This is a genomic window from Paenibacillus sp. N3/727 (assembly GCF_022637315.1).
In the GTDB taxonomy this organism is placed as follows: Bacteria; Bacillota; Bacilli; order Paenibacillales; family Paenibacillaceae; genus Paenibacillus_AQ; species Paenibacillus_AQ uliginis.
In genome coordinates, this window is sequence record NZ_CP093336.1 from 3269084 (window position 1) to 3281742 (window position 12659).

Annotated in this window: 12 protein-coding genes; 3 read left to right on the forward strand and 9 right to left on the reverse strand. The window is 41.2% G+C overall.

Annotation, left to right across the window (positions count from 1 at the left end):
• Positions 1–9: 9 nt before the first annotated feature.
• From MNQ98_RS14895 to MNQ98_RS14905, 3 genes are all read right to left on the reverse strand, one after another.
• Positions 10–1425, reverse strand: a complete 1416-nt coding sequence (locus MNQ98_RS14895) for a glycoside hydrolase family 1 protein (RefSeq protein ID WP_241928959.1) — start codon at positions 1423–1425, stop codon at positions 10–12.
• 133 nt (positions 1426–1558) lie between these two features.
• On the reverse strand, positions 1559–2023 hold the full coding sequence (locus MNQ98_RS14900) for a phage tail protein (protein ID WP_241928960.1): 465 nt from the start codon (positions 2021–2023) through the stop codon (positions 1559–1561).
• A gap of 61 nt (positions 2024–2084) precedes the next feature.
• Positions 2085–2564 carry a GyrI-like domain-containing protein gene (locus MNQ98_RS14905; protein ID WP_241928961.1) on the reverse strand — a complete coding sequence of 160 codons (480 nt, stop codon included), beginning with the start codon at positions 2562–2564 and terminating at the stop codon, positions 2085–2087.
• Positions 2565–2675: 111 nt separating this feature from the next.
• Here MNQ98_RS14905 and MNQ98_RS14910 point away from each other — a divergent pair, with 111 nt between their 5' ends.
• Entirely contained in the window at positions 2676–3638 is a 963-nt protein-coding gene (locus MNQ98_RS14910; protein WP_241928962.1) for a helix-turn-helix transcriptional regulator, read from the forward strand.
• A 285-nt stretch (positions 3639–3923) separates the two neighbouring features.
• On the opposite strand, the gene MNQ98_RS14915 is transcribed toward MNQ98_RS14910, so the two are convergent.
• The 4 genes from MNQ98_RS14915 to MNQ98_RS14930 all read right to left on the reverse strand — a co-directional run bounded on the left by MNQ98_RS14915 (position 3924) and on the right by MNQ98_RS14930 (position 8236).
• A complete protein-coding gene (locus MNQ98_RS14915) occupies positions 3924–5711 on the reverse strand; it encodes a S41 family peptidase (RefSeq protein ID WP_241928963.1) in 1788 nt (595 codons plus the stop codon).
• 747 nt (positions 5712–6458) lie between these two features.
• On the reverse strand, positions 6459–6797 hold the full coding sequence (locus MNQ98_RS14920) for a serine hydrolase (RefSeq protein ID WP_481856637.1): 339 nt from the start codon (positions 6795–6797) through the stop codon (positions 6459–6461).
• A 60-nt stretch (positions 6798–6857) separates the two neighbouring features.
• Positions 6858–7772, reverse strand: coding sequence for a phosphotransferase enzyme family protein (locus tag MNQ98_RS14925; protein WP_241928964.1), 915 nt, complete (start codon positions 7770–7772; stop codon positions 6858–6860).
• Between the two features lie 194 nt (positions 7773–7966).
• A complete protein-coding gene (locus MNQ98_RS14930; protein WP_241928965.1) occupies positions 7967–8236 on the reverse strand; it encodes a CD3324 family protein in 270 nt (89 codons plus the stop codon).
• A gap of 362 nt (positions 8237–8598) precedes the next feature.
• Here MNQ98_RS14930 and MNQ98_RS14935 point away from each other — a divergent pair, with 362 nt between their 5' ends.
• Entirely contained in the window at positions 8599–9174 is a 576-nt protein-coding gene (locus MNQ98_RS14935; protein WP_241928966.1) for a sigma-70 family RNA polymerase sigma factor, read from the forward strand.
• 121 nt (positions 9175–9295) lie between these two features.
• Positions 9296–10246, forward strand: a complete 951-nt coding sequence (locus MNQ98_RS14940) for a hypothetical protein (protein WP_481856638.1) — start codon at positions 9296–9298, stop codon at positions 10244–10246.
• Between the two features lie 243 nt (positions 10247–10489).
• Here the strand turns inward: MNQ98_RS14940 and MNQ98_RS14945 are convergent, their stop codons facing one another.
• The gene (locus MNQ98_RS14945; protein ID WP_241928968.1) at positions 10490–10846 is read right to left on the reverse strand and encodes a hypothetical protein; all 357 of its coding nucleotides are present in this window, start codon (positions 10844–10846) and stop codon (positions 10490–10492) included.
• Positions 10847–10865: 19 nt separating this feature from the next.
• Positions 10866–12539, reverse strand: coding sequence for a DUF6138 family protein (locus MNQ98_RS14950; protein ID WP_241928969.1), 1674 nt, complete (start codon positions 12537–12539; stop codon positions 10866–10868).
• Positions 12540–12659 lie beyond the last annotated feature (120 nt).

A 12659-nucleotide genomic window follows, 5' to 3' on the forward strand; every position in this document is an offset into this window, starting at 1 on the left:
CAATGATCCTTATTCGAACAAACTGTTCCCATTTGAAGCAATGACGTCTTTATACCAATAGAACGATTTTTTACGATAACGCTCTAGACTTCCTGAACCGTTATCATGACGATCTACATAAATAAAGCCGTATCGTTTTTTCAGTTCTGCAGTCGATGCACTCACTAAGTCTATGCATCCCCAAGTGGTATAACCCATAAGCTTTACGCCGTCTTCAATAGCTTCAGCTGCTTGAATCAAGTGCTCTTTGATATAGTTGATTCGATAGTCATCCTCAACCGTTTTTTCGCCTTCCTCATTAGTCACCAACTGATCTACTGCACCAAGGCCATTTTCTACAATAAACAGCGGCTTTTGGTACCGATCATAGAACGCATTTAAAACAATACGTAAACCTTGTGGATCGATTTGCCATCCCCAATCGCTTGATTCAAGATAAGGATTAGGTACTCCTCCGAGCAAATTCCCCTCTCCCCTAATCTGTTTGGCTGGATCGGCCGTTTCACATGTACTCATGTAATAACTGAAAGATATAAAATCAACCGTATTCCGAAGAATCTCTTCGTCGTCTGGCTCGAACTTGATGTTAATCCCGTTTTCCTTGAAATAGCGTTTCATGTAGTTTGGGTAATACCCCCGCACATGGACATCGGCAAAGAACATATTTTTATGATCGCTCTCCATGCTTTTAATCACGTCATCAGGATGTGGTGTTAATGGATAAACCGGCATACTAAGTACCATACAACCAATCTTGAACTCCGGATTGATTTCATGACCGATTTTTACGGCTAAGGCGCTGGCCAAGAATTCATGGTGAATCGCCTGGTACAGATCTTGCTTACTAAGCTTTTCCTTCGGCGTATTAATACCTCCACTCATAAACGGAAATTCCAAGATAGAATTGATCTCGTTAAAAGTGAGCCAGTACTTTACCTTGTCCTTATAACGTGAGAAGATGGCACGAGTGTAATGTTCATAAAACCCGACGAGCTTGCGATTCACCCAACCATCGTATGCTCTGGCCAAATGTAAAGGTGTCTCATAATGTGAAATCGTAACGAGTGGCTCAATACCGTATTTATGGCATTCATCAAACAGATCGTCATAAAATTGCAGACCTTTTTCGTTAGGCTCTAGTTCATCCCCTTTGGGGAAGATTCGAGACCATGCGATCGATGTCCGGAATACCTTAAAACCCATTTCTGCGAACAGTTTGATATCTTCTTTATAGCGATGGTAAAAATCGATTCCAATTAACTTCATGTTGCTTTCTATAGGCACTTCTGTTGGAGATGTTTTGATGCCATTAGGCATGACGTCTTGAGTGGACCAACCTTTACCGTCTTCTTGGTACGCTCCTTCTAATTGATTGGCAGCGACAGCTCCGCCCCATAGAAAATCTTTTGGAAAATGCAAACTCAATTTTTTCGCCTCTCTCTGTATTTATAATATGTTGTTACCATCATTATTCTGTTCTAAATAGAGGTTTCAATTCCGACACTTTCTGAAAGAAAAAAAAGAGCTGCGAAGTATCGCTGCTCTTGTCAGTAATGCTTTAATATTCGCCTTTAATTACAAAAAACGAGCCCCGAATGGTTCCAGCTAGTTTAGACTTTTGCCTAGCAAACTTAAACTTCTCTTCTAACTCCTTTGGTACCTCCATCCCCTCAGAAAGCTTAAAACCAACGGCCCGCTTCTTAGGGTCATCAACCGTATACATGACGTTGATCGCAAGGCCATCCTCATAAAAGACGTAGGCAAATTTGATATTTTCCACTTGAAAACGCGACGCTTCTAAAGGTTTGGCCGCAAACTCAATATCACGTTCTTCTTTCAAAATTCGGTTCACATAATCAAGGGTCTCCTGGCTTTCGCTAGCTGGTGTAACCGTAAACTCATGCTTATATTTGTTCATAAAGTAACGGGCTTCATTCGCTCGTAGACCAGCAAGTGCTTCTGCTACGGGTGAAGACTCTAAACCAACCGTAGACACATTTTTAAAATCAACGATATCGGACATGTTCATCCCTCCTAAAAGTTTTACGAGCGTTACTTCTTAGAACCTACTTCGAGCAAAACCTTTATTTCCTAACAACAGGAATCCACATTTCACCAAATACTAAGCCGTTTCGCTGCCCCATCTCAACCGTTGCATTTGGCCCACCAACATAGGCAACATTCTTTGCTTCCGGCAAGACTTGACCAAAGGCAATGCCAGTAAGCTTATTACTCAACTCATCAGCCGTCTTCCCTTCCCCTTTTACAACTAGGTATTCCCCTTTAGGAAATTGAATAACTCTGGTTGCTTCTGGTACCGATGCCTCTGTCATGACGCCAGCATAATGCATCATCTTGTTATTCACCGCTTCGTTCACGGCAAAAATGTAGTCATTTGCGGCTATGGCCTTTAAAGTATCAAGCCTTCCATCTTGTTTAACTGCCTCCCAAAAGTCTGCTTTTTCTTTGTTTATGCCAGCATAGTCTGTGTAATCGCTCTTAAGATCAGTTCCAATACCTAAAACGATAAAGCTGTCTTTTTCCTCAAGGATATAATCTGCCATATTCAAAACCTTCCTCTTTTTTTAAATTTATCAGATGATTTGTCTTTTCACTTGATGGGTTTATAATAACCTTAAATCATGTCAAATAATGATACTGTTTAGGGGGGCCCGATGAAAAAAGTTGAACGGATTAATATCATCATGCGGTATATCAACAACCGCGCCCACTTTACAATTTCTGAAATCATGCGAGAATTTAACATCTCTCGTTCAACAGCTATTAGAGATATCAGAGAAATTGAAGCTATGGGGATACCACTTGTCGCTGAAGTTGGGAGAGATGGGGGTTATTTTGTCATGAACAACTCTGTCCTGCCCACTGTCCGCTTTACCGATAATGAAATTAAAGCTCTTTTTATTGCCTTTATGGCCACAAGAAATCAACAACTCCCCTATCTAAAGAGTCGTCAGTCTTTAGCTGAAAAATTATTAGGCCTCATCTCGGAAAACCAGCAAGATGAACTTGTTCTTTTAAATCAAATGTTGCTTTTTGAAGGGACCAACCCCCATAATCCCGACCTGCTTGATCTGTCAGACTTGCCCCATCCTATGTTAGAAAAACTCATCCAAATTCTTCTCTTAGACAGCTATTTATTGGTTTCCATAGAAGAAGAGAAGGAGATAAAGTCTTATCCCATTTATTTCTTGCACCTTTATCGTGAAAAAAGCTTATGGCTAATTGAAGGCTTTGACTTAGAGGAAAAAAAGAGGCGGATTTTTCCTGTCGATAATCTCACCAATGTAAAACCATACCCTACGAAAAAAAGAGTAAGTAAGAAAAAGATTTTAGAACAACTAAGTAAGCAGGAAGAAGTAATCAACCTAATCCTTGAACTTGGTCCAAAGGCGATTGCCCAGTTCAAAAAATACCATCCTTTAAAGCTTTCAATTTCATATACGAATCCTTACCAAACCACGGCCATTTTAAAGACTTTTATCAATATTCATAATTCAGAAGAATTAACCGAAATAACAAATTGGCTGCTTTTCCTAGGTGGAGATATCAAGGTCAAGGAGATACCAGAAGAAGTCTTAGAAGGCTTACAAGAGAGATTAAGCTTATACTACCCATAAGCAGTGCCAGTTAAAACCAAAATAATTTTGAGCTTGGCCAGTTGCCAACTACCCCATATTTTCGCACATCCAGAAAAGATAATCGTTTTTGAATGTTGATTGCATCATTGATGGAGATGGACGTTGAATAGAACTGTTATTGCTTTAACTCCAAGTTCATAAGCGCGATTTTACATTGCCTGATTCAGCTGCTGCTTGTTCAACGCATCGTCTACTACGTTTAATCTCCAAAGCAAAAGGTGCCCGAAGCCATAAAGGCATAGCGGGCACGCTCCGTTTTATTTCCTACTTTTTTTCACCGTTAATCGTTTCAATGGCCTTCTCCAAATAGATATCGCGGCCTTCACTAACTTCCTTAATCGTTCGCTCCACGGGAACGGTAGGCTGAATACCAATGAGATGGTGTTGGCTGCCGTCTTGTTTTAAAGTTACTAGGCCCGTCCATGCAACGGTACACCCGCCCGGCAAATTTATTAAGTTTACGTCCCCGTTTGCTCCTGCAGTCGGTTGACCGACAATTTCCGCCAAGCGGTGATGTTCAACAATGCCCATAATCGTTTCAGAATAGCTTATGGCGCCTCCATAAGTCAGAAACACAATTTTGCCTTTTAGTTTTGGTTGCAACGGTTGTATCGTATATTGTATGGGATTAAATGTTACTTTTTCACGATCCGGATATACAGTTAATGGTATATGGTATTGTGGAGTCTTCAACGGAGCATCTGTCAGATACGGCAATATGTCTTTCCCAATTGAACCAGGATACGGGTAACCTCTAAGATCGAAGATGACGCCTTTAGCTTTTCCCAGTTCAGGGAGCTTTTCCTTAAACATGTCCTTTGTTAGCTGTGCCAAATTAATGTAATAGATACCATCTTCCACCTGTTCAATGATGGCAGGACGAATGAATTCATCAACTGTTCGGTCGGTATAAGGAATCGCGATATCAAACTTATGCTCGCCGCGCTGAACCGTCAGCTTCGCTTCCTTTCCTTTTACGCCTTGCAAAATATGGCGAGAAGCTGCTACACGTTTATACTGCTCGCTCCCAGAAATAATTCCTTCTAGTTCTTTGTAATACGAGGTGGCCTCTCTACCATTTATCGTTAATATGACATCTCCTGGCTTTAGAGCGATTCCTTCTTTGACGTTCGTAACGACGACTTGTTCTTCGATCCATTGCACGCTATAAGGAGAGAAGGCTACATTACTTGTAAGACCAGAAGCTATAACGAAGTTATGCCCATCCTGGAGATTCGCCAGCATTTGTTTCATTGTAAGTACGAACTGATCAGCCGTACGCTTGTTCAAGCTTTCTTGCAACGCTTCCGTTAACGCTTGCTCCCAATCGACCTTCACGACATCAAAATAAGGGTAGAAATGTTGAATCGCATTCCAAGTAATAACGAAATTGGCTAATTGCACGTTAGGGTCATCTAATGAAGCTTTATCAAGATCGATTCGCGAAAGCTGCTGTTGGAGCTGGGTAAATGCTCGTGTCGATTGCGGCGTTGCGCCGATTGTACCGCTATCATTACGATACAGGACGATCGGTATATGGGCAAATAGATCCGTGGCAATTCGTTTGACGGTCGTTTCCCCTGGCTGCAAAACATGATTCAATAACTTAATCTGGCTAGTGTCGACGGATTGTAGCCGCTCACTAGTATATTGTTCTTGGGGTGAGTTCATTTTGACACTTATGTGAAGCCACGCGGTCAAATTTTTCGCTTGTTTTGGCGGGCTGAGCATTGTTACGTTGTTCTGTTTCGAAAGGCTCATCGTCGGAGCAACCGGATAAAAGAGTTCGTGCAGCGTTGTTGTTAATTCCTTGTTTGTTGTGGCACTCCTTACTTTGCTTACCCCATGAATGGCAAAGCGATGCCAGTCGATTTTCTCATTCTCATCACTTGGGTGAAAAAATCTCACATAGCCATACAATTTTGCAAACGCTTGTACATTCGCAAGCTCTTGATCTTGAATCGCTGATGTTTCCTGTTCCTTCGCGAAAGCGGGGAGCGCTGACATGAGAAATACGATTGTTGCTATGACTACAAGACTTATCCGTTTCATTTGTAAGTTCACCTCTTATCATGATTTAGTATAATGGCGCAGCCATTATTTTGTTACTTTCCAACTCTGCAAATTAACGCTTTATTTATGTTGCATCCCTCCCCTTCAACTTCATATTCCAATTTTAACCATCAATTATTTCTGGGGACACCGCCCTGGGATGAGTCTTTTGATTGGACTTTGGTCTAGTTCGTGAGGCAGACCTTCTTAAAAACTGGATGCAACTAGACCTCTTTTGCATGATATAATAGCTGCTGAAGCGGTAATGCCCCGCAGCTACGCGGTTCCTATGCATGTATGTTGTTGTCCACTTACATGTCTCAACGTCATACAATACACCATTTAACATTAATCATATATAGAAAAAATAAGTTGGGGTCTTCTATCGCAAATGTTATCTCCGAAATTACCAAATATACAACCCTCATTTTATGTTGCCTCACTTCATACTCTAGAAAAGACAATCATCTAATCGGCTATGAATACATGTACTTGGCCATTTCGGCTAACGATGTAAGTTCCTTTTCCTCAGCTCAAGACAAAAACTTACCATCGTTTAAATCAAAAAAGCCGCCCATTTGGCGACTTCTTATGCATGTATTTTCTTGTCCTCCATGAGAAACCAAGATTCTCAAACCATTTTTACGCAGTCTTGTCCTCCGACAACTGCTCGTTATCTCAAAGAAAAAAATAGGAGCTGCCTCCAAGCAAGCTCCTCATCTCTAATGTCCCTTTAGTGGAACGATATCAATCGGACGTTGTTTTCCAAAGACTTTCATAGTCTGTCATGAATTCTTCATCGAAGTAATCAGGAATGCCTGAAGTGTGAGTGAGTAAGTGATGCACAGTGATTCTCGGATCAATTTTATTTATATTGATTCCTAAGTCGCTTAATAAAGTGCCGAATTCTAAAAGCCCTTTATCAACTAGCTGACATATAGCTATTGCGGTAAATATCTTGCAACCTGGTGCTATACCAAATCTTGTATTAGTTGTATTTTTGATCTTTTCACTACGATGTGCAAACCCATAGCTTTGTTCGAATTTCATTTCACTCTCAACCCCAAATAAAATTGCACCAATCATTAATATTTATCTAAAACTGGTATGTAAAACTCTTATATAACTGAAGATTACTGTTTTAGTTCAAGAGTGGCTGTACTCTATCCGATTTCTATATAAGTTCAAGATTCGAACTTGTTCCTCGCTCAGCTCTTTAGAATTCCAATACATATGCATCAAATTATATTCAAACATTTCTTTTAACTTCATAAACCGTGGTAATTTCATAAGCATTTCAGAAGAGAGGTCATTCTCCTCTTTATATCCATCAATTAACGCCTCTGTAATGGATCGTTCATAATCTCTTATGTTCTCTCCCCCTGAGAACGAAAACTCCAGTGCAGAATAGATTGGAACAGCTAAATCGTATACATAATAATGATTTTCACAATCTTGAAAATCAATCATCGTTAGTTTGGAGTCACTGTCTACGAGGACATTTTCCAGCCACAGGTCTCCGTGTATTAAACCATAATTTGAATTATCCTGTGGAAGTTCATTTATATCGTTTAAAACAACGTGTGCAATTTCCCGTATGGTCTTCTCTTCTGCAGGAATGTATTTGAGAAAATCATATTCTTCGCACTCGTACCAATGATTGATACTAGATTTCATATATCCTTTACTCACTCGATGCATTCTGCCCATTTGTTGTCCAAGATTTCTAAATACAGTTTTGTTCCATTTGGACCGTGGTAGATGGATTCCTGATGCAGCCTGAAATAAAACGACCATTTTCTCTTCATCTAACATTATATTTTCAATTAATGAATCATTTATAGAGGGGATGACCATGGGTACGCCTATGCCTTGGTTGAAGAGATAATTAGTCCAATTAACTTCTTCTAATTGTTCATGATATGTTTTATAATTCGTTATTCGAACAAAAAAGATACCTTTTGTTGATAGACAACGGTACATTTCATTTGTTACTGCTTCAACATTATTAAAATTAATAGGATATGTTTTATTTAGAAATTGCAATATTCTTTCTTCCATATTATTATTCACCTCAAAACCGCTTGATATAATCGGTTATATTTGTATTTGACGTATCTTCATATTCTAGCTTTAAAAACTGTGCCGATAACCCAATTCTATATAGTGCCAATCCAAATGAATATATTAAAAATAATTAATAACCATTTTCTGCACCAAAAGACTCGCCTGCTTTTGCCAGACGAGCCTTTTGGTTATGATTTTTTAGAGTAAACAATTTTCTTTATACTATCGCATGACAGCGAATATTGGATTGAAAGTTGCTCAATTGTTGTTCCCTGATTATATTTCTTATAAATTTCATCATTACGACAGATGAGATGGTTTCTATAACCGGAGTTCTCTCCCCATTTTTTTCGAACGCCTTTTTGTTTAGGGATATACAATAGTTCTCCTTGTACATACTTTTGTATTTCTTTAAGTAAATCTTCTGGAAGAGTTTCATTTGCTTTAACATATTTCATCGAGCTCCGCTCCTTAATATAATATTTAAGGCAGCAAAACCTATATAAATAACATTTATCATCATACATAGCTATATAGGCTTTGCAAGTGGAGCTCTTAATAATTAACACAACAAATACATGTTAAATCCCTCTTTTCATATACAAGTTTACTTGTTAGTAATAATTTCTAGCCTAGATATAGACTATCGAACTTAAAGGTAAATATCAATCACACCCGGCACTCTTCTTATTGAATCCTGGTTTCCGAACCGATATCCTCATACATTCAACATTTGAAAAAAAATAAGAAGAGAACCGAACCTTTTTCCAATAGAGCGACAATATAGTGTGTAAGCCGCTTACTCAGGAGGGCCCTCTGAATGCAAAGTGAATTTATGTACCAATTACTTATAAAAATGAAAGATGGTGATCAACAGGCGTTTCATACGATGTATGATGCCACCTATCAGGACGTCTACCGGACAGTCTCCTTTCTGGTGGATCATCAGCAGGATCGAGAAGATATCATGAATGAGATCTATATGCAAATGTGGACCTCGCTTGCCAACTACGATACGAACCGACCATTCCGCTTCTGGCTACATGGCTTGGTAATCCGTCAAGTGCAGAGATTTCGGGTCAAGAGCTGGCGGAGATTCCGAATTTTTGAACGCATCTGTGCTTTCTCTCAGGAAGAGTCTCATTGGGATCAACCTGCTGTGTTCATGGATGAGACGAACCAAATGATATCGAAGGCAGTCCAAAAACTGACCGACAAACAGCGGACGGTGATTATCCTCCGCTTTTATCACGACTATACTCTTGAGGAAATCGCAACATTGCTCGCTATTCCGCTGGGTACAGTCAAGTCAAGATATCATGCTGGCATCCAAGCGCTTCGAAAAAACTTACGGAATCTCCCCCCAGAAAGGATGGAAAAGATCAATGCCTATTGAACACAAAATACGTGAACATCTACACAAAAAGGCAGAAACTTTGGAGTGCCCTCCGGACATTTCCAAACGAATAGAACGATCCTATTCTCAATATTTGCAACCAAAAAGGAGCGAAATAACCATGAAAAAACGATTAATTGGTGGAATAGTTGCTATTGCGATTTTGATTCCAACCGCAGCATTTGCGGCCCCTCCCCTGATTGAAATGCTTACTAGAACACCAATGACTGTTAAACAAGTCAAGTTAGATGAGATTGGCAAAGCAACACTCGAGAAGCTGTATAGCGCATTTCCCGAAACAAAATTGTTTGAGATTATCGATGCAAGCTACCTTGGAGGAGACTCCACTGATCCAACCAAAATGAAAGCAGTCCAAACAAGCATCGTACTGCAGGAAAAAGGCGGAACCGGCAAAAAGATTAGCCTAGATACTAATGGTATTACGGGTGAGATTGAACACGTGAATCTAGAGAATTGGGAGCCTAAGGAGAAGCCAGTCATTTCTTTAACCGATCAAGAAATCAAGGCGAGGGTAGATTATCTCATTGATAAAATGTATGGCAACATCGAAGATTACGAGTTTGCTATGGAGCAAATGGAAAACCCAAATCAAAAAACATTGATGTTGAATTACACTGAAAAGGGATCGAAAACACCGTTCTACCAGGTATTTGTTCAGGGCAATACAATTAGTCTTTCTCAGGTAGGAGGAGGTGATGATCCTGCATCTTCAAACAATAAAGTAGAAGGTTATTTCTCTTTAAATGGTAAGCCTGTTTATACTGCTGATGGCTTTTTAAACGATGAAAAACTGTTTTCTTTACTAAAAATTAGCGGGGCAGAATTAAAACAAGAAATAGCAAAAGGTAAATCTGTTGTGGAGATTGCAGCATCTAAAAATGTCTCTAAACAACAAGTGATTGATGTAATTGCAAAAACACAGGTTGAAAGGCAATATAAAGCTGAACAAAATGGAGTAACTATAAGCAATCGTTTAATGGAACAAATGATGAAAGAGATTGAACCAAAAGTATTAAAAATCATTGAACAGAAAACTGAAACTGAATGGTAGAAATAACAAGTCAAGTCGGGTGAGGTTGGCAAAATATCGCTTGAGAAGCTGTATAGTGCATTTCCCGAAACAAAATCGTGTTCATTGAGGGAAATTACACATAAATCTGGACTTGATCCCAAAGCAGCTCTTCCTCGGTTGAGGAAGAGCTGCTTATTTTGTTTGAGTAGCGCTATTTTTCGGTTTCTGTTCCTAGCTTTTCATAAAAGTGTTTAAGATAAGCAATAGCAAAGGATGTATCGTTCAAACGAAGCCCTTGCGTAGCGAAGGCAATTGCTCCATTCCCGTCAAACGAGCCAAACTTTTGCAGTTCCAAATGGATAGCTCCTCTAGCACCTTCATCTCTCGATCAAAGCTGACTTCATGCAGTTGAATTTGATCCTGAATCACAAGACGCGTTAGCGCACGGAAGTTCGCGATATTGGACAAATCATGAAAACCACGGACTCGACTGATCTCCAGATCGTCGATTTCATTCTCTTCAATTTCCTGAATATGCTCTCGACCTCCAAACAAAATGCGAAGGTGCTTCAACTTCCTCAGTCGGTTTACAAAGTGCAGCGGATGTTTACTGATCGAATGCAGCGCAAGATAATTCAAATCCTGCAGATCGCCATGGTTAGGCTTTACCCGCCGCCTTTAGCAGACGAAGCAGCAGCTCCTTGCGCGGTTCCTGCGCCTTGCGAGCCAATGCAGCCAGTTTCTCTATCTTGCCCCAGATCGAGTAAAGCACCCGCTCAAGCTCGTAATCCGACAAGGTCTCTACATGCTGAACCAACAGCGACAGCTTGTCTTCACTTTCCAGCTCCGGCTGAATCTTTAGCTTTAGCGAATCGTGGGAACGTCTCAGGCAGGCGATCAAGGTGGGAGTCGAGCGCTCCGTTATGCCGTGGGTTTCGGCAAAAACGGCCGTGAACTTGTCATGCACCAGCTGATGTTCATCGTCAACAAGGGCCATATAAGCTTCGACCAGCGGAAAATACCGCTCGGCCAAAAGCCCCAGCCCGAATACAGCATAACTGCCTGGCATTACGCTTTTTTCGCTTTCCGTATCCTCGTACCATTCAAACTCCACCATCGCCTCACGAGCGTATTCCTCCAATAACGGATGCAGCTCGGAATAAGCCAGCGCATTCGCAAAAAAGCGGTGTGTAGTCGATTTGGCAAGCCCCTTGATGGGCAATACCTCTCTCACGCTGGATTTTAACTTGATTTTGTAGCTTTTCGGGAATCCCTTTCGGAGCAGGTTGAGAATAAACGAAATCGCCCGTTCGTACGCCCCAGCTTCTTCTTTGCGAATAATGACCGTAATGAGGGAAAAAACATCGTTAGCTTTGCATTCGACCAGCTCATGGCGCATATGGATGTCTTCTTGCTTGAAGCTGCCGCTGCCCTCCTTCAACATGCGCCCGGCTTTGCTGCTGCCAAGCTGCTTCGCCAGTTCCAGAAACGTCTGGCCCCTGAATTTGCTATAGTTCGGCTCGTATCGAAGTATCATCACCGCGCCGTACAGCAGAAGGTCGACAGGCTGATTCGGCTCATCCTTGTTCTCCAGAACAGCACCGGGCTTGATTTCATATTCATTGATTCTATATTCGTTACGGGTGACATCGCAGTAACGCGGCAGAAATACTTGCTCGGCCCAGCCAGTCAAAGCTCGGATGATATCGCCTCGATGCTCCGCGAGCGCTTGCGTCCGTTCTTTGTTCAGCTCCTGAATCCGGTCAAATAAAGCAATCGTCCTTGCGGCTTCCGGTTCGTGAAACAAATTCGGGTCCAGCAGATGACGGGCTAAAAAGAAGGTTTCCAGTGGCTTTGTCGGATAAGTGCCTTTCTCCAGTTTTTTCTCGATATAGGAATTAATTCGTTCCAAAAGCTGCTGCTTTTTCTCTTCATATACCGTTTCCTGCACCGTTAATGTCACGGGCCCGTCTGTCGTTGTAAAGGTTCCTTTCAAGGTAAACCGGTAGTCGATCAGCGGCGACGTCTCCAGCCTGTCCAGCTTCTCCTTTACGATTTCCACCAACAGTGGCTGCACCTCATTCAATACCTGCTCCCGCGTAAAAGGTGAAACCTTCATCGACTTGCTGCCCCCAGCATTCCGTCTATAACCCAAACTGTCAACTCTGGTCCTGCCCGGCCGATAATCCAGCATTATGCCGTTAAAGATGCCCATTTGCAGCGTTGTGCGTCTGACCGCTTCCTCAGCGTCCTCTCGATGTTCCTGTTCGTCAAACCATTTATGAATAGCCGCTTTCATCTCTTCAATCGCTTCTTCTTGTAATGTGTTCATCGTCTCCCGCCTTTCCGAGTGTAACATTGGCTGATCTCGCCATGTCGTAAACGTTATTTTAATATTTAGTCAGAACGTACTCATCTCCAAAAAGCTCCTTGGTCACGTCCCGGTTGATTT